Here is a 17,827-nt window from a genome sequence, read left to right as displayed (position 1 = left end):
AAGGCGGAGCGTCGAGCGCCGGGCCATGCCCGGCGGTTGTGGTGATCCGCCGGCCAGCGGCCGGCATTACCGGTTACAGCAGCCCTTCGCGCTTCACCGCCAGATAGCGCTCCACCAGCGCGGCGGGCAGGGCATCGGCCGTGACGTCCAGCACCATCACCCGTTCGGCACGCAGCGCGTCGTGCGCCTGCGCGCGCTGTTGCAGGTACAGCGCGGCAGCACCAGCCTGCGCGGCATCTTCCACCGTGTGCACCTCACCTTCCAGCGCAGCATCCAGCTCGCGCTCGCGCAGGCTGGCTACGCACACCAGATGACGGCGCTGCAGCAGGCGCACCGCCGCAAGCAGGTCTTCGATGTCCTCGTCGCGCACGTTGCTGACCAGCATCACCAGCGCGCGCCGGGGCTGGCGCAGTGAGACTTCGGTGGCGGCAGCCAGGTAATCGGTGGCCACGGCCTGCGGCTGCAGGTCGTAGCTGGCGCGCAACAGGTGCTGCACCGTGTCCATGCCGCGCTGCGGCGCCACCCAGCGACGCTCGCCGCCTACCGCGAACAGGCCGGCAGCATCGCCCTGGCGCAATGCCAGGTAGGCCACCACCAGCGAGGCGTTCAAGGCATGGTCGAAATGCGAGAGCCCACCTTCGCTGGCCAGCATGCGCCGGCCGCTGTCGAGCATCAGCAGCAGCTGCTGGTTCTTCTCGTCCTGGTACTCGCGCGAGATCAGCTTGCGCGCGCGGGCGGTGGCCTTCCAGTCAAGCTGGCGCAGGCTGTCGCCGATGCGGTACTCGCGCATCTGGTGGAAGTCGGTGCCTTCGCCACGGCGGCGCTTCACATGTGCACCGACCAGTCGCGAGGCCTGGTCGGCACTGAACAGCGCAAATCGGGTGAGTGGCACGAAGTTGGGATAGACCCGCACCTCCAGCGCCGGTGGCAGCGTGCGTTGCTGCCACCACAACCGCCATGGCGAGCGGATGCGCAGCTGCACGCCTTCGAAGGCAAAGCGGCCGCGCTGCTGCGGCTGCACGTGGTAATGCAGCGAACTGGCATGGCCCGCCCGCAACTGCACGCGTTGCGGCAGTGATTCCAGTGGCCAACCGCCTGGCACCAGATCGAATACCTGTACCTGCATGGCCTGCCCGGACTGCAGGCGCAGGCCGATCTCGCGGCGTACGCCCAGTGCCAGGGCTTCGGGCACGTCGCGCTCGACGCTGGGCGATGGTCGTCGTCGCTGCCGCCACAGATCAACCAGTGCCAGCACCGCAACCAGTGCGCCGGCCAGCGCCCAGCTCCAGCGTGGCAGCAGCCCGGCCAGCATCACGCCGCCCAGCGCAGCCCAGGCCAACAACAACGCCAGCAGCAGCGGCGCAGGCCTCATCGGCGCGGCGCTTCCACCTTGGCCAGCAGCGCACCCAGCACGTCGTCGGCACCCTGGCCTTCGATCTGCAGCTCCGGTGCCAATGCAATGCGGTGGCGCAGGGCGGGGCGGGTGATGTCGCGCACATCATCGGGGGTGACGAAGTCACGACCGGCCAGCACCGCCTGCGCGCGCGAGGCACGCACCAGGGCGATGCTGCCGCGCGGGCCGGCGCCGACGGCGATGCCGGGCCACTGCCGGGTAGCGGCCACGATGCGTACCGCGTAGTCGATCACTTCGTCATCCACGGTGATTGCCGCGGTGGCCTGCTGCAGCGCCAGCAGTTCGCCGCCACCGAGCACGCGCGGCACCTGGCTCAGGTCGAAATCACTGGCGGCACGGCCGCTGGTGATCGCCGCGACCATGCGCTTCTCGTCCTCCAGCTGCGGATAGTCGATCAGCACCTTCAGCAGGAAACGGTCCAGCTGCGCTTCCGGCAGCGGATAGGTGCCTTCCTGTTCCAGCGGGTTCTGCGTGGCCAGCGCCATGAACGGCGGTGCCAAGGTGAAGGCCTTGCCTTCGATGGTGACCTGGCCTTCCTGCATCACTTCCAGCAGCGCGGACTGGGTCTTGGCCGGGGCCCGGTTGATCTCGTCGGCCAGCAGCAGGTTGGTGAACACCGGGCCGCGACGGATCTTGAAGCTCTCGCTCTTCGGGTCGTACACCGCATGGCCGCTGACGTCGCTGGGCATCAGGTCGGGGGTGAACTGCACGCGGCCATAGTCCAGTTCCAGTGCCTGTGCCAGCGCGCGCACCAGCAGGGTCTTGCCGAGGCCGGGCACGCCTTCGATCAGCACGTGGCCACCGGCCAGCAGGGCGACCAGGATCTGGTCGAGCACATCGGCCTGGCCGATGAAGGCATGGCCGACGGCCTGGCGGATGGCGTCGACGCGTTCGATCAGGCGGGCGGTGGCGGCCGCCGGAAGTTCAGGGGCATCGGTCATAGCAGGGATCTCATCTGGAGCAGCAAGCGGATGCGCTCGCGCAGGGCGGAGGAATCATGCGGCGAAGGCGGAGTGAGTGCACTGGCGACTCGACTGACGGGCCATTGCAACACTGCGGCGATGGCCTGGTCGCGCGCAGCACCGTCGAGTGCCGCAGCGACGGGCGCGCGCAGGCGCAAGCGGTGCAGGAACAGTGCCTGCACGGCCAGGTACAGGCGCGTGCCATGGCCGAAGCGCAGCAGCAGTTCGCCACTGGCGCGGACGTGTTCCAGCAACGAACGGCGTTCGATCACCGGCGCGGGGAGGGCACTGCCGAAGCGTTGCGCGCGTGACCACAGCCAGCCGAGGATCGCCAGCAGCAGCGGCACCCACAGCGGCCACCCCTGGTAGAAGATGCGCGCGCCCAGCGAGGGCGGGCGGCTGCCGTACACCAGCCACATCGTGCCGCGCCCATAGTTGGGATCGAGCAGGTAGCGCGTCAGGTCGCGGTGCGAGAGGTCATGCAGGCCATCGCGGGCAACGGCATCGGCGTCGACCGTGCGGCGTGTTGATGCGGACGGGCCTTCACCGCGCATGACGTCCATGTCCGCCAGCACGTCGATGCGGCCCTTGCCGTGCGGCAGGCGCGCGAACACCAGTCCTTCCTGGCCACCCCAGCGGCGCTCGGCCGTGGCGTTGGCCTGGAAGCCCAGGCTGAAGCGCCGGCCGCCGCAGAACTCGACGTGGTTGGGATCATCCACCACGTGGAAGGGTTGGCAGTCGCTGCCATGGAACAGGCTGTCCACGCCGATCCTGTCCAGCAGGGGGCCCTGCGTGCTGCTGGCATCGTCCTCGGCCGGTGGCTGCGTGCGCAGCAGCAGATGGCCACCCGTGCCGACCCAGTCCAGCAGGGCCTGTGCGGTGCGCGGCGGCATGTCGGCGGTATCCTGCAGCAATACCACCGTATCGGTGGCGGCCAGTGGCATCTGTGCCAGGTCCAGCCGCTGCCGGGACTGCACCTCGATGCCGTCAGCGCGCAGCGCCTGGCCCAGCACATACAGCGGGTTGTAGCTGGCTTCGCCCTGTGGCGGCAGCACGATGGTCTCGGTCACCTTTTCGTGCGTGCGCAGGAACAGGATGGTCAGCGGCACCCCGAGCAGGATCAGCACGCCGAGCAGCAACGACCAGAACAGGCGCGGGCTCATGCCTGCCACCCGTACTGCTGGCGCAGCGTGCTGGCCAACGCGTCGAAATCGCTGCGGGTGGGCAGACGCCCGCCGTAGGCGGCGTACTGCCACATGCGCACGATGCGCGCGAACAGTTCACGGTCGGTGCTGTCGGACATGCGCCGCGAGGCACGCAGGCACTGTGCTTCGGTGGCACCGGGCGGCAACGCGATGCCGGTGCGCTCCACCAGCGTGCGCACGCTGGCACGATACAGCAGCGCCAGCGCCTGCCGTGGCCGTCCCTGGTCCCACAGCAGCCCAGCCTGGGTCGCCACATCCGGCGGCAGCACCACCGGCATTTCCACCTGCTCTTCGGTGATCTGCGGTGCCTGCTTTTCCTTGCGGCGGCCGGAACCGCGCAACCACGGCAGCCACAGCCGCGCGGTCAACAGCAGCACCAGCAGCAGGACCCCCAACAGCCCCCACAGGCCCCATTCGGCGAGCCGGGCCAGCCACAACTGGCGGCTCTTGCGCGACGTACGGTCCGCGTTGCTGCTGCCGTCCTTCTGCAGCTCTTTCTTGTCTTTCTGCTTCTCGGCGGCGTCTTCGATCGGCTTCCATCGGCTGACCTGCCGCGTCGGCCGCTGCAACGGATCTTCGTAGGCGCGGTTCACGGCCTGGCGGAAGCCAGCGGTATCCACCGGCGTGTCGCCGAAGATCAGCGCCGGTGTATTGGCCGGATCGTTTTCCGCAGTGGCCGCTTCTTCGGCTTCTTCAGCGTCTTCCGCTTCTTCGTCTTCATCGGCGTTGGCCGTGGCGGCCTGCGCGGCGTCCGGCGTGTCGGCGTCCTGTGCGTGCACGGGCGCCAACGGCAGCGCCAGGCACAACAGCAGCACCAACGAAGAGGCGACCGGCAGCAGGCGTTCGCGCAGGCGGCGCAGGGCGATTTCCACGTCCCAGGCTTCCATCTGCGTGCGTCGGTTCAAGTACAGGCCGAAGCCGGCGCCCACGTAGAACGGCCCGATCAGCGCCGCCGCCAGCCAGCACAACAGGTTGAGGCCAAGCTTGGCCCACGCAGGCGCCTCCACGCTGACCATCGCCCACGCTGCGCGCCAGGATTCGGGCAGCAGTTCCAGCGGGATGAAGATGAAGAGGGTGGCGATCGCGCCCACCACCAGCACCAGCTCGAATGCCAGGCAGATCACCCCCAGCACCAGTGCGGGGCCCGCGGCGCCGGCAGCGACTGCACGCCGGCGAGCGCCGCGGTGTGCGGGCGCGTTGCCCTCCAGCAGATTGACCGGCAGGCACAGGCTGCGCAGGCCGCTGAAACGACGCCAGCCCAGGTAGCCCCAGAAGCCGCTGCCACCCCACTGCCGCTGCGCGCTCAGCGCAGCGCGCGGACCGACCCGTTCGCCGAAGATGCCGCGCGAGAGCACGTACAGCGGTGCGCGTTCGAACAGCGGTTTGCACCACCACATCGCCAGCCACGCCCAGCCGAAGGCATCCAGCCGCCAGGCCAGTGCATTGAACAGCACGAACAACGGCGCACTGGCCAGCAGCCAGCTGCCCCACACACCGCGTGCGTGGCGGCGGGCCAGCGCGCTGCCCAGCTCCATCGCTTCCCAGCTGCTGCGCGCGCGCAGCACCACGTCCAGATGGTCAATCCGCATGGCCACCTCCGCGTCCACCGCGCCACAGCCACAGCAGCACGCCGGCCCACAGCACCCCGGCCACGCTGAATTTCACTGCGGCCGGAATGTCGGCGATGGAGGACCAGAACGCTTCCACGAACGCGGCCAGCAGCAGCATGAAGGCCACGCCCAGGCACAGCCGCGCGCCGATGCGCCCGCCTTCGACCAGCGCATCCACTCGGCGCCGCCGCCCGGGAGCCAGCAGTTTCATGCCCAGCTGCAGGCCGGCGCCGCCGGCAATCACGATCGCGGTCAGCTCGAACGCACCGTGGCCGGCCACAAAGCGCCAGAACGGGCCGCCATGGCCGATGTGCTGCAGGTGGCCGGCGACCGCGCCGATGGTGATGCCGTTGAACAACAGCACCAGCAACGTGCCCAACCCCGCCAGCAGGCCGCTGGCGAAGGTGCGCAGGGCGATGCTGATGTTGTTCATGATGTAGTAGCCGAACATCATCCAGTCGGTGCCGCTGTCGCGGCCCAGGCGCTCGGCGGATGGATCGTACATGCGCTCCATCTCGGCGATCTGGCCGTTGTCCATCAGCAGGTGGATGCTGTCCGGGTACACCTGCACCAGCACGAAACAGGCCAGCGCCGGCACTGCGAACATCGCCAGCGCTGCCCACATGCTGCGCGCCTGGCTGCGCACCAGCAGCGGAAAATCAGCAACCAGGAATTCCAGCGCGCGCCGCCAGCGGGTCGGCGGCGTGCGGTACAGCACGCCATGGCCGTGCTGCATCAACTGCTGCAGGCGTTGCACCAGCTGCGGGCTGTAGCCGCGTTCGCGGGCCAGCGCCAACTGCTGGCACAGCCGTCGGTAGCGCTGCGGGAAGCTGACATCGCCGGCTTCTTCCGCACCCGGCCTGCGCCGGCGCCGCCGCGAGGCACCGGCGCGATGCTGCAGCCACTGCTCCAGGTCATGCCATTCCTGTTGATGGCGGGCGACGAACTGCTCCTGCTTCATCGTCGTCCCAGCAACCAGTTGGCCATTGCATACAGGCGCAGCACGCCGACCTGGCCGGACGCGCTGGTCAACGGCTCGGCGATGCCGGCCAGTTCCTGCTGGCGTGCGGGTGACAGGCGTGGCGCGCGCTCGGCGAAGGCCATCACCGCCGCCTGTTCCTCCGGCCGCAGCGGTTGCGGCGGCGCCAGCGCGCTGTCGATGGTGGCCGGCGGCGGCAGGTAATGTGGCGGTGCATGTACCACCATCGTGCCGGCAACCAGATCGCCCAGGCGGCGGCCATGCGGATCGAACAGGCTGCTGATCAGGCCCAGTGCGTAGCCGAAAGGCAGCATGTCCACGGTGCGCAGCAGGTTGCGGGTGATCGAGGCCATCCAGCCCACCGGCGCGCCATCCTGCGCGAGCACCCGCAGGCCCAGCACGCGCTTGCCGAGGGTACGGCCCCACAGCGCTTCGCAGACGATGGGGTAGGCCCACATCAGCAGGAACATCAGCGCCATGTACAGGCCGCGGCCGAACTCATCGAGCAGGGCCAGCGGAATGGACAGCGCGGTGAGCGCGCCGAAGCGGACGGCCAGGTCGATCAGCCAGGCCAGCGCACGCGGCATCGGGCCGGCCGCAGGCAACTGCAGCGGCACGCCTTCCGGCGTTACCACCTCGCGGTAGGTATCGAGCATCGGCGCGGCCATCAGCGCGATGGCCGCCGAAGTGGGCGCTGGAGTCCTCTCCGGCGTGCAGCCACGGGCATGGGGGTCTCGACGGTTCCTGGTCGGGCCCAGACTTTAGCAGAGCCCGGCCATTGGCGAGGCGGCCTCAGCCCAGGTATTCGTCCTTCAGCCGCACGTAGTGGTCGGCCGAATAGTGCAGCGACTCGATCTCCTTGTCGCTGAGCGTGCGCGCCGGACGGGCAGGGTTGCCCACCCACAGTTCGCCTTCGCCCACCACCTTGCCGGGGCCGACCACCGCACCGGCACCGACGAAGCCATGGCGCTCGACCCGGGCACCGTCGAGGATGCATGCGCCCATGCCGATAAGGCTGTAATCGCCGATGCTGCAGGCGTGGATGATGCAGCCATGGCCGACGGTGACGCCTTCGCCGATCAGGGTCGGGTAGCCGGCCTTGTTGTACGGGCTGTGGTGGCTGACGTGGATGATGGTGCCGTCCTGCACATTGGTGCGTGCACCGATGCGCACGAAATTGACGTCGCCACGGATGACCGTGCCCGGCCAGATCGATACGTCATCGGCCAGTTCGACATCACCGATGATCGTGCAGGCCGGATCGACATACACGCGCTGGCCGAGCACCGGCATCTTGTCGCGGAAGGGGCGCAGCGGGGTCATCGGCATCTCCGGAAGAACAGGGCAATCGCGATGATGATACCGCGTGCAGGAAGCAGCCCCGCCGGTAGTGCCGGCCGCTGGCCGGCACCCGCAGAGGTTCTGCCGAAGGTGTATCGGGTTGCCGGCCAGCGGCCGGCACTACCGTTTTTTCATGCCACGCGTCCGCGCCGTGCGCGCTCCAAGTGCACCAGCAGCAGAGAGATCGCCGCCGGGGTCATGCCCGGAATGCGCTGGGCCTGGCCGATGGTCTGCGGACGCACGCGCTCGAGCTTCTGCAGCGCTTCGGCCGACAGCCCGCGCACGATGGCGTAGTCGAAATCGCCGGCAATCGGCGTTGCTTCATGGCGCTGCTGGCGCTCGATCTCCTCGCGCTGGCGATCCAGGTAACCGGCGTACTTCACCCCGATCTCCACCTGTTCGGCCACCTTGCCATCGGCCACGGCCGGGCCGAGCGAGGGCACCCGCATCAGCTGCGCGTAATCCAGTTCCGGGCGCTTGATCAGGTCCAGCACGTTGGTTTCGCGGCTGACCGCCACGCCCAGCGTTTCCTGCACTTCGCGGCCCAGCGCGTTGGCCGGCGTGGCCCACAGCGCGCCCAGGCGCGTGCGCTCGGCGGCCACGGCAGCCTGCTTGGTTTCGAAGGCACGCCAGCGACGATCATCGACCAGGCCCATGTCGCGCCCGGCCGGGGTCAGGCGCTGGTCGGCGTTGTCTTCGCGCAGCTGCAGGCGGTACTCGGCACGGCTGGTGAACATGCGGTACGGCTCGTTGGTGCCGTGGGTGATCAGGTCATCCGCCAGCACGCCGAGGTAGGCTTCGTCGCGACGCGGGCACCAGCCCTCGAGGCCACGCACCTGGCGAGCGGCGTTGAGGCCGGCCAGCAGGCCCTGTGCGGCAGCTTCTTCATAACCGGTGGTGCCGTTGATCTGGCCGGCGAAGAACAGGCCGTTGACCAGCTTGGTTTCCAGCGAGGCCTTCAGCCCGCGTGGATCGAAGAAGTCGTATTCGATGGCATAACCAGGCCGGGTGATGTGCGCGTTGGCGAAACCACGGATGCTGCGCACCATCTCCAGCTGCACGTCGAACGGCAGCGAGGTGGAAATGCCGTTGGGATAGATCTCGACGATACCCAGGCCTTCGGGCTCGACGAAGATCTGGTGGCTGGCCTTCTCGGCGAAGCGCACCACCTTGTCCTCGATGGAGGGGCAGTAGCGCGGGCCGATGCCTTCGATCTGGCCGCTGTACAGCGGCGAGCGGTGCAGGGCGTCGCGGATGATCTGGTGGGTCTGCTCGCTGGTGTGGGTGATCCAGCAGCTGACCTGCTGCGGATGCTCATCCACCGAGCCGAGGAAGGACATCACCGGGCGCGGCGTGTCGCCGGGCTGCTCGTCCATCACGCTGTAGTCCAGCGAACGGCCGTCGATGCGCGGTGGCGTGCCGGTCTTCAGGCGGTCCACCTGGAAAGGCCGCTCGCGCAGTCGTGCGGCCAGCGTGGTGGCGGGCGGATCGCCCATGCGGCCGGCTGCGTACTGGGTCGGGCCGACGTGGATCTTGCCGGCCAGGAAGGTGCCGGCGGTCAGCACCACGGCCTCGGCATCGAAACGCAGGCCGGTCTGGGTGATGACCCCGCGCACGTGGTCGCCCTCGATGACCAGGTCATCCACCGCCGCCTGGAACACGGTCAGGTTGGCCTGTCCCTCGACGATGGCGCGGATCGCCATGCGGTACAGGTTGCGGTCGGCCTGGCAGCGGGTGGCGCGCACGGCCGGGCCCTTGGAGGCGTTGAGGGTGCGCCACTGGATGCCGGCGCGGTCGGCGGCATGCGCCATCGCACCGCCGAGGGCGTCGATTTCCTTGACCAGATGGCCCTTGCCGATGCCACCGATGGCCGGGTTGCAGCTCATCGCTCCCACCGTTTCGATGTTGTGGGTCAGCAACAGGGTGCGCACGCCGGTACGGGCCGCAGCCAGCGCGGCCTCGGTGCCGGCGTGGCCACCGCCGATGACGATGACGTCGTAACGATGGAAGGAATCGATCATGGGGGCTGTTCAGCAAGGGGCAGGCGCAGCCGGAGGCGGCGCCGGGGTGGCGATTTTAGCGCCAATCGGGGCAGGGACGTTGGCGCCGGCCGGCCGGCGTCGAAATCAACCCTAAAGTTGGCAGGATTTTTGCAGATAACCCAATAGCACCCACCGTGGCTGGCGCCGCAGGCGCTGGTGACCGGAATTGGAACAGGGGCCGGTACAGGCGCACGGTGGGGAAGCAGAGGGGCCGGCAGTCGGGGGACTGTCCGGCCCTGTTTTTTGGGGCGGCTGGGAAAGCGGCATCCACGCATGGCGTGGATCTACTGCCCGCGCGCCCTCGTGTCCCAAACAACAAACGGCCCCGCAGTGCAGGGCCGTTCGTCTTTAAAGGTGCCGACATCCGACAGGGCCGGAACAGGGGGGATCCAGATGTTCCTGTCGGATATCGACGCAGAGCTGTTTGGGACGGGCCCTTAACGCTTTTGTCACTTTGTGACGCTGGCCGTCACCACCTGCGTAGATTGAGGCTTGGACCGTGTGAAATGCAAGATGGAACAAGCGTCAACTGTGCGCTATCTCTCACGATCCATGGCACGCCAGGGGGAACTGTTCATCCTCGGCGCACGCGGAGCCGGAGCCGGACGCGCCTGCGGCGGCGGCGAGGGGCGCTCGACCCGCTGTGCAGGCTGCGGCGGTCGACGCATCGAATCCATGTTGCGCCAGGGCGAGCCGCCATTGTTCTGGCGCGGCGGCGGTGGCGGGCGGTTTTCGCCACCATTGCCGGGACGCGGTGGCGGGCGGTGGTTGTGGTACGGCGGGCGGTAGATCGGCCGCTGGTAGTACGGGCCGCCATAGCCGTAATAGCCACCACCGCCGTAATACGGATAGCCGTAGTCGGCCGGGTAGCCATAGGGGTAGCGGTACTCCACCGACGGCGCACCGTGGTAGTAGCCACCGCTGCGGCCACCGACATAGTCATAGGTGGTGCAACCGGTCAGGGCCAGCAGCAGGCCACCGGCAAGCATCAGGCGCGTTTTCATGATGGGTCCCCCCAGAGGACTGGTATGCAGGCAGCTTCAGCCGCCGGCGTTGAATCAGCCCTTAATTCCGCCGGCCAGGATGAATGGCGGTGTAGGACTGCATGCTGGCATGACCGATGGCGCCCTCGCCAGCGCGGAGCCATACGTTAATCTTGCGTCATGAGCGATTCACTGTTGCCCCGCGCTGATGACGTCCTCGCCGCCGCCGCGCGGATCGCGCCCCATGCCAGCGTGACCCCGGTCCTGCGCTCGCGCACGCTGGACGCGTTGGCCGGTGCGCAACTGGCGTTCAAGGCCGAGCACCTGCAGCGTGGCGGCGCGTTCAAGTTCCGCGGTGCGTGCAATGCGGTGTGGTCGCTGGATGCCGATCACGCCAGTGCCGGCGTGGTAACCCATTCCTCCGGCAATCACGGCGCCGCCTTGGCGCTGGCTGCCCGCACACGGGGCATTCCCTGCCATGTGGTGGTGCCCGAAGGGGCGGTGGCCGCCAAGCTGGCCAACATTGCCCGGCATGGCGCCACCCTCTGGCGCTGCCCGGCCACCATTGCCGACCGCGAGGCCACCTGCGCCAGGGTGCAGGCCGATACCGGCGCCACTCTGGTTCATCCGTACAGCAACCCCGCGGTGATCGCCGGGCAGGGCACGGCCGCGCTGGAGCTGCTGCACAGCGAGGGTCCGTTCGACGTGCTGGTGGTGCCGGTGGGCGGTGGTGGCCTGGCCAGTGGCACCGCGTTGGCCCTGCAGCACGCCAGCCCGGACACCCGGCTGGTGCTGGCCGAGCCGGCCGGTGCCGATGACACCGCCCGTTCGCTGGCGACCGGCAAGCGCCAGGAGGCATTTACCCCGGACACGATCTGCGACGGACTGCGCACGCTGATCGGCGCACCCAACTTCGCGCTGCTGCAGGCCGCGGGTGCCGAGGTCATCGTGGTTGACGATGCCGCCACCGTGGCGGCGATGCGCCTGCTGTGGGACGTGCTCAAGCAGGTGGTCGAGCCGTCCTCGGCGATCGTGCTGGCGGCGGTGCTTGCGCAGCCTGCGCGCTTCGCCGGCCTGCGCGTTGGACTGGTCCTGTCCGGCGGCAATGTCGATCTGCCTTCCCTGCGTTGGGGAGCGCCATGAGCCGCGGCCGCCATCGCGAACGTACCGGCCTGCTCGGTTGGGTGTGGCGGTTGTTCGTACTGCTGGTGATCTGGCTGCTGGGCGTGACCGCCTGGATCGTCTGGGTCGGCGAACGCGACCAGGCGGCCAAGGCGGACGCGATCATCGTGCTGGGCGCGGCGGCCTACGATGCCAAGCCCTCGCCGGTGTTTGAAGAGCGCATCCGCCACGGCCTGGATCTGTACGACGCCGGCTACGCGCCACTGCTGATCTTCACCGGTGGCTACGGCGGCACCGGTGCGCGCTTCTCGGAATCGCAGGTGGCCCGGCGTTATGCCCTCAAGCACGGCATTCCCGATGAGGCGATCCTCATCGAGACCGCCTCGCGCAATACCGTGCAGAACCTGGTCGAGGCCAAGCGGCTGATGGACCAGCGCAAGCTGCATTCGGTGATCATCGTCAGCGACCCGCTGCACATGGCGCGCGCGCTGCGCCTGAGCAAGGCGCTGGGCATCCAGGCGTTGGCCTCGTCCACGCCGAGCACGCGCTTCCGCAGCTTCCATACCAGCTGGCGCTTCCTGGTGCAGGAGATCTACTTCTTCCACCGCGACCTGGTGCGGCCGCCGTTGAGTTCACCGGCCAATACCTGAGCGCAGGCGTGCAATGGGGCCGGCCGGGACCTGCTGTTGGTAATTGCCGACCTTGGTCGGCACGGGAAGCACAGCGCCGACCAAGGTCGGCATCTACCAGTGCGGATCGCGTGCCGGCATCAGGTCTGCTTGCGCCGGATCGGGATCGCCGACACCGGAACCGAGGCAATGTCATGCCCACCTTCGCGGATCGGCGCGCCCGGATCCGGCGCCCAGGCATGGGCGTAGATCACTTCCCAGCTGCTGGGCAGCTTGCCATCGGCACGGCGCATCGGCTCGTACGCCGCCGCTGCGGCCGCGAACCGCCCCCGGCCGGTCAACGTATGGCGGCGATCGACCCGTGCGTTGGTCGCGCCCATCGCGCGCAGCTCGCGCATCAACGAGGGCAGGTCGTCGTAGGTGAGGGTGAACAGGTCGCGGTCGAGTACCGGGTCGCGGAAGCCGGCCATCATCAGCGCATCGCCGAACTGGGCGATCTGCGCGAAGCGGCTCACGTGCGGGCGGTCATCGGCGGCGGCGAAGGCCTCGTTGAGCTCGACCAGCGTTTCCGGCCCGAACGTCGAACACACCAGCAGCCCACCGGGCTTGAGCACGCGGCGGAAACCGGCGAACACCGCCGGCAGGTCGTCCACCCACTGCAGGCACAGGTTGCTGAAGATCACATCGACGCTGTTGTCGGCCAACGGCAGCGCCGTGGCATCGGCGGCCAGGCGCTGGAACGGTTTCCACCAGCCGGCCTGGCGCTTGGCCTGGTCGAGCATCGGCAGTGCCACGTCCAGCGCGATCACCTGTGCCTTCGGCCAGCGCTTCTTCATCAGCGCACTGGCATGGCCGGTGCCGGCGCCGATATCCAGCACCACCTCCGGCTTGCGTGCCTCCAGGTAGTCCAGCGATTCCAGCAGCCGCGACTGCACCTCGCGCTGCAGGGCGGCGGCAGCGTCGTAGCTGGTGGCGGCGCGGGCGAAGGCGCGGCGGACATGGCGGGCATCGAAGTGGGACGGCATTGCAGAAGTCTCTTAGAACGTACCGGGGTAGGCGCCGCCGTCGATCAGCAGGTTCTGCCCGGTGAGGTAACCGGCCTGTGCACTGCACAGGAAGGCGCAGGCGGCGCCGAATTCGTCCGGCGTGCCGAAGCGGCCGGCGGGAATCTGCTGGCGGCGGCGTTCGGCCACCGCCTGCACGTCCCCGTCCTGGCCGGCGGCGTGGGCGAAGTTGGCGCGCAGGCGGTCGGTATCGAACTGGCCGGGCAGCAGATTGTTGATCGTGACGTTGTGGACGACGGTGCGCCGCGCCAGCCCGGCGACGAAGCCGGTCAGGCCGCTGCGCGCGCCGTTGGACAGCGCCAGCGCGTCGATGGGTGCCTTCACCGATGACGAGGTGATGTTGACGATGCGGCCGAAGCCGCGTTCGATCATCGCGTCCACGGTGGCGCGGATCAGCGCGATCGGCGCCAGCATGTTGGCGTCCAGCGCGGCGATCCAGTCGTCGCGCTCGAACGTGCGGAAGTCGCCCGGCGGCGGGCCGCCGGCGTTGGTCACCAGGATGTCGACCTGCGGGCAGGCGGCCAGCGCCTGGGCGCGGCCCGCCTCAGTGGTGACGTCGGCGGCGATCGCACGCACTTCAGCGGCACCGGGCAGCGCACGCAGTTCTTCAGCCGCGGCCTGCAGCGCAGCGTCACCGCGGGCGACGATGACCACGTTCACGCCTTCGCGCACCAATGCGCGCGCGCAGCCAAGGCCAAGCCCCTTGCTGGCGCCGCAGACCAGTGCCCAGCGGCCGGAAATGCCCAGATCCATGCGTCAGTCCTGCACAAGCTTAGGAAGGCTCATTGTCTGCCATCGGCCGGTGACAGGCCGGCAACGAAGTGTTGCAGGGCCGCTGCAACGTCATCGGCGTGGCCGAGGAAGGGGGCGTGGCCGCCATGGCCGACGGTCAGCGACTGCCCACCGGGCGCCAGCGCAGCAGCGGCCTGCATCGCCGCCGGCGAGACCAGACGGTCACGCTCGCCGGCAATCCACAGGCTGGGCTTGCCCAGTGCGGGCAGGGCGCCACGCAGATCGGTGTTCTCCAGCAGCTGCAGGCCCTCGTGCAGTGCGCGTTCGGTGGGCGCTCCGCGTTCGACCAGGCGCTGGCGCAGCGTGCGCAGTTCCTCGCGGGCATGCGCCGAACCCATCACGTCCAGGGCCAGGAAACGTTCCAGGGTGCCACTGAAGTCCTGCGCGAGGTCACGACCGAACTGCTCGAATACCGATGGCTCCACCGCATGCGGCCAGTCATCACCGCGCACGAAGCGCGGCGTGGCGGCGATCATCGCCAGCCCGCGCACCTTCGGCAGCGTGGCCGCCGCATGCAGGGCAAACAGACCACCCAGTGACCAGCCGCACCACACCGCCGGCGGCGTGGCCGCGGCAATGGCGTTGACCACGAACGGCAGGCGCAGCGGGGTGCTGTCGTCGCGGCTGTGGCCATGGCCGGGCAGGTCGACCAGATGCAGCGTGAATCGATCGGCCAGGCGCTGCACCAGCGGCGCAAACACGCCGCCCTGCAGGGCCCAGCCGTGGATCAGTACCAGGTCCGGCCCATGGCCGGTCACTTCAATATGCATGGGGAACTACACGATCACTCAGGCCAGCGCCGGCAACGACGGCGGCAGCACTTCACGCGCGGCAAAGGCCACGCGGTCGCGTGCAACGGCGATGGCTTCGACCAGGCCGCGTACCTGCTCGGTGGTGTGCAGCGCGGACAAGGTGACGCGCAGGCGCGCCTTGCCCTCCGGCACGGTCGGAGGGCGGATCGCACCGACCAGCCAGCCGGCCTGTTCCAGCGCCTGCGACATCGCCATGGCAGTGTGGTCGTCGCCACACAACAGCGGCTGGATCGGCGTTTCCGATGCCATCAGATCCAGCCCATGACGTCGCGCTTCGCCGCGGAACAGGGCAATCAGATCGGCCAGCTTCGCCCGGCGCCAATGATCGCGGCGGGCCAGGCGCACCGCTTCCAGTGCGGATGCCGCCAACGCCGGCGCCATGGCGGTGGTGTAGATGTAGGGGCGTGCGGTTTCGGCCAGGTGCTCGATCAGGTCCTCGCGGCCGAGCACCAGCGCGCCGGAACCGCCGAGCGCCTTGCCCAGGGTGACCAGCTGCAGCGGTACATCGTCCACGCCCAGGCCGGCGGTGGCGACCGCGCCACGGCCATCGCCGAGCACGCCCACGCCATGCGCATCGTCCACATAGAACAGCGCCTGTTGCAGGCGCGCGACCAGCGACAGCGCACGCAGCGGCGCGATATCGCCATCCATGCTGAAGACACCGTCGGTGGCCAGCATCGCCGCGCCATCGGGCGCATGCTTGAGCTGGCGCATCGCACCTTCCGCATCCAGGTGCGGGTAGCGGCGCAGGCGCGCGCCGGCCAGCCGGGTGGCATCGAGCAGACTGGCGTGGTTGAGCTTGTCCTGCACGCAGACATCGTTCTCTTCGCCCAGCAGCGCCTGCTGCACGGCCAGATTGGCGGTGAAGCCACTGCCGAACAGCAATGCACGCGGGTAACCGAGCCACTCGGCCACTTCGCGTTCCAATGCGTCGTGCAGCGCGTGGTGGCCGCAGACCAGATGCGAGGCACCGGCACCGGCGCCTTCGCGCGCAGCGGCATCCTGCAGTGCGTTGACCACGCTGAACTGCTGGGCCAGGCCCAGGTAATCGTTGCTGCAGAAGCCGGTCAGCCAGCGCCCATCGACTTCCAGGCGCACGCCATCGCGACGGGTGACCGTGCGCCGCGGGCGGCGACGGCCTTGTGCATCGCGCAACGCGCGCTGGGCTTGGAGGCGGGCGGTCAGGTCGGGGCGTGCCATGGCGGCTGGATGCGGCGACGGGGCGGCTAGGGTAGCGCGTTGCCGCGACGCCTGCTTGGCCGCCGGCTCAGGCCGCGTGGGCGCAGCCACAGCCGGGGGCATCGGCGCTGATATCAGCATGCACGGTGCCGCCATGGTCATGACCGTCGGCGTCCACCTGCACCGTCATCGGCTGCAGGCCCAGGCGTGCGAACAGGGCCATGTCGCGCTCGCTCTCCGGGTTGCCGGTGGTCAGCAGCTTGTCGCCATAGAAGATGGAGTTGGCGCCGGCCAGGAAGCACAGCGCCTGCAGCTCGTCACTCATCGACTCGCGGCCGGCCGACAGGCGCACCATCGAACGCGGCATGGCGATGCGGGCTACGGCGATCATGCGCACGAACTCGAACGGGTCCAGCTCGGCACTGCCATGCAGCGGCGTGCCGGCCACCTGCACCAGCTTGTTGATCGGCACCGAATCGGGATGCGCCGGCAAGGTGGCCAGCGCCAGCAGCAGGCCGACCCGCTGCGCGCGCGTTTCGCCCATGCCAACGATGCCGCCGCAGCAGGTCTTCAGCCCCGCATCACGGACATGGCCCAGCGTATCCAGGCGATCCTGGTACTGCCGGGTGTGGATGATCGACTCGTAGTAGTCCGGCGCGGTATCGAGGTTGTGGTTGTAGTAGTCCAGGCCGGCGTCCTTCAACGCGCGCGCCTGCTCGCCACTGAGCATGCCCAGCGTGGCGCAGGTTTCCAGGCCCAGCGCTTTCACCCCGGCGATCATTGCCGCCACCTTGGGGATGTCGCGGTCCTTCGGCGAACGCCACGCTGCACCCATGCAGAAACGCGAGGCACCGGCCGCCTTGGCCTGGCGTGCCTTGGCCAGCACCGCGTCGGTGTCCATCAGTTTCTGTGCGTTGACCCCGGTGCTGTAGCGCTGCGCCTGCGGGCAGTACGCGCAGTCTTCCGGGCAGCCACCAGTCTTCACCGACAACAGCGTGGATACCTGCACCTGGGCCGGGTCGAAGTGCTCGCGGTGGACGGCGGCGGCGCGGAACAGCAGGTCCGGGAAGGGCAGGTCGAACAGCGCCTGCAGTTCGTCGTGGTGCCAGTCGTGGCGGATGGCGGTTGCCATGGCGGGACCTTGGAAGGGCTGGAGCGAGGGCGCAGTCTGGGTGGGTCGTAGTGCGCTGTCAACTTTTTTTATTTCATGTAAGTTTACAGTGCGAGCGAGGGGTAGACTGGGCGCTCACGCAAAGGATTGCCATGAACAACCCATTGATTGCGGTACTGAAGGCCGTGGCGGCGAACGCGCTGCAGGCGACGGCGATTGCCACAGCCCTGATGCTGACCACCGTTCCCGTCGTTGCCATTGCGGCGACGCAGTGCGTGCTGCCGGTCGCCGACGGCGGTGACATCGCTCCCTCGCCGCCCTCGGTGACGGGAACGATCGTGAAGATCCGCGATCGCCAGCTGACGGTCCAGACCCGCGCAGGCGCGGTTCACCGCACCATCGTCAACGACGGCACCGGCTTGTGGACCGTCTATGGCGGCGGCATCGATGAAACCGATCTGAAGGTGGGGCAGCACGCATTGATCTGGCTGCAGGATTGCGGGCACGTGGGAAAGACACCGCAGGTCGCAGCTGTCGTGCAGATCTGCTCGCTTGCCGCCGAAGCATGTGCAGAGCGATAAG

17 protein-coding genes are annotated in these 17,827 nt (G+C 68.7%); 3 read left to right on the top strand and 14 right to left on the bottom strand.

Translation table 11 applies throughout. The annotated features are described in order from the left end of the window. Positions 1–73: 73 nt before the first annotated feature. From AC07UW_RS10870 to AC07UW_RS10830, 9 genes are all read right to left on the bottom strand, one after another. Positions 74–1,372: a DUF58 domain-containing protein gene (locus AC07UW_RS10870; protein ID WP_140228313.1), complete on the bottom strand. Its 1,299-nt coding sequence runs from the start codon at positions 1,370–1,372 to the stop codon at positions 74–76. Next, positions 1,369–2,355 carry an AAA family ATPase gene (locus tag AC07UW_RS10865; RefSeq protein WP_495212044.1) on the bottom strand — a complete coding sequence of 329 codons (987 nt, stop codon included), beginning with the start codon at positions 2,353–2,355 and terminating at the stop codon, positions 1,369–1,371. Before AC07UW_RS10865 ends, AC07UW_RS10870 begins: the two co-directional genes overlap by 4 nt. After that, on the bottom strand, positions 2,352–3,539 hold the full coding sequence (locus AC07UW_RS10860) for a DUF4350 domain-containing protein (protein ID WP_495212043.1): 1,188 nt from the start codon (positions 3,537–3,539) through the stop codon (positions 2,352–2,354). The genes AC07UW_RS10865 and AC07UW_RS10860 overlap by 4 nt, the downstream gene beginning before the upstream one ends. Continuing rightward, on the bottom strand, positions 3,536–5,170 hold the full coding sequence (locus AC07UW_RS10855) for a DUF4129 domain-containing protein (protein ID WP_495212042.1): 1,635 nt from the start codon (positions 5,168–5,170) through the stop codon (positions 3,536–3,538). Before AC07UW_RS10855 ends, AC07UW_RS10860 begins: the two co-directional genes overlap by 4 nt. Beyond that, on the bottom strand, positions 5,160–6,152 hold the full coding sequence (locus AC07UW_RS10850; RefSeq protein WP_033832487.1) for a stage II sporulation protein M: 993 nt from the start codon (positions 6,150–6,152) through the stop codon (positions 5,160–5,162). Before AC07UW_RS10850 ends, AC07UW_RS10855 begins: the two co-directional genes overlap by 11 nt. Next, positions 6,149–6,838: an RDD family protein gene (locus AC07UW_RS10845; RefSeq protein WP_032976856.1), complete on the bottom strand. Its 690-nt coding sequence runs from the start codon at positions 6,836–6,838 to the stop codon at positions 6,149–6,151. The genes AC07UW_RS10850 and AC07UW_RS10845 overlap by 4 nt, the downstream gene beginning before the upstream one ends. A gap of 124 nt (positions 6,839–6,962) precedes the next feature. Further along, the gene (locus AC07UW_RS10840; RefSeq protein ID WP_059065523.1) at positions 6,963–7,493 is read right to left on the bottom strand and encodes a gamma carbonic anhydrase family protein; all 531 of its coding nucleotides are present in this window, start codon (positions 7,491–7,493) and stop codon (positions 6,963–6,965) included. A 149-nt stretch (positions 7,494–7,642) separates the two neighbouring features. Beyond that, a complete protein-coding gene (mnmG, locus tag AC07UW_RS10835) occupies positions 7,643–9,532 on the bottom strand; it encodes a tRNA uridine-5-carboxymethylaminomethyl(34) synthesis enzyme MnmG (protein WP_495212041.1) in 1,890 nt (629 codons plus the stop codon). Positions 9,533–10,089: 557 nt separating this feature from the next. Further along, positions 10,090–10,557, bottom strand: a complete 468-nt coding sequence (locus AC07UW_RS10830; RefSeq protein WP_223497065.1) for a hypothetical protein — start codon at positions 10,555–10,557, stop codon at positions 10,090–10,092. 159 nt (positions 10,558–10,716) lie between these two features. Between AC07UW_RS10830 and AC07UW_RS10825 the strand changes: the two genes are divergently transcribed. Further along, positions 10,717–11,679 carry a pyridoxal-phosphate dependent enzyme gene (locus AC07UW_RS10825; protein WP_223497064.1) on the top strand — a complete coding sequence of 321 codons (963 nt, stop codon included), beginning with the start codon at positions 10,717–10,719 and terminating at the stop codon, positions 11,677–11,679. Then, positions 11,676–12,308 (top strand): YdcF family protein, encoded by a 633-nt coding sequence (locus tag AC07UW_RS10820; protein WP_025877503.1) that lies wholly within the window; start codon positions 11,676–11,678, stop codon positions 12,306–12,308. Before AC07UW_RS10825 ends, AC07UW_RS10820 begins: the two co-directional genes overlap by 4 nt. Before the next feature lie 119 nt (positions 12,309–12,427). On the opposite strand, the gene bioC is transcribed toward AC07UW_RS10820, so the two are convergent. The 5 genes from bioC to bioB all read right to left on the bottom strand — a co-directional run bounded on the left by bioC (position 12,428) and on the right by bioB (position 17,266). Then, positions 12,428–13,312, bottom strand: coding sequence for a malonyl-ACP O-methyltransferase BioC (bioC, locus tag AC07UW_RS10815; RefSeq protein ID WP_025877501.1), 885 nt, complete (start codon positions 13,310–13,312; stop codon positions 12,428–12,430). A gap of 12 nt (positions 13,313–13,324) precedes the next feature. Next, positions 13,325–14,104, bottom strand: a complete 780-nt coding sequence (locus AC07UW_RS10810) for an SDR family oxidoreductase (RefSeq protein ID WP_223497062.1) — start codon at positions 14,102–14,104, stop codon at positions 13,325–13,327. A 29-nt stretch (positions 14,105–14,133) separates the two neighbouring features. Beyond that, positions 14,134–14,913 carry a pimeloyl-ACP methyl ester esterase BioH gene (bioH, locus tag AC07UW_RS10805; protein WP_223497060.1) on the bottom strand — a complete coding sequence of 260 codons (780 nt, stop codon included), beginning with the start codon at positions 14,911–14,913 and terminating at the stop codon, positions 14,134–14,136. Between the two features lie 18 nt (positions 14,914–14,931). Next, the gene (gene bioF, locus AC07UW_RS10800) at positions 14,932–16,155 is read right to left on the bottom strand and encodes an 8-amino-7-oxononanoate synthase (protein ID WP_127564026.1); all 1,224 of its coding nucleotides are present in this window, start codon (positions 16,153–16,155) and stop codon (positions 14,932–14,934) included. Positions 16,156–16,222: 67 nt separating this feature from the next. After that, positions 16,223–17,266: a biotin synthase BioB gene (gene bioB, locus AC07UW_RS10795; protein ID WP_495212040.1), complete on the bottom strand. Its 1,044-nt coding sequence runs from the start codon at positions 17,264–17,266 to the stop codon at positions 16,223–16,225. A gap of 131 nt (positions 17,267–17,397) precedes the next feature. On the opposite strand from bioB, the gene AC07UW_RS10790 reads away from it, so the two are divergent. Next, entirely contained in the window at positions 17,398–17,826 is a 429-nt protein-coding gene (locus AC07UW_RS10790; protein WP_495212039.1) for a hypothetical protein, read from the top strand. Position 17,827 lies beyond the last annotated feature (1 nt).

The sequence above is a fragment of the Stenotrophomonas sp. GW821-FHT02D01 genome, assembly GCF_059421765.1.
This window is presented reverse-complemented; position numbering and strand designations above follow the sequence as displayed.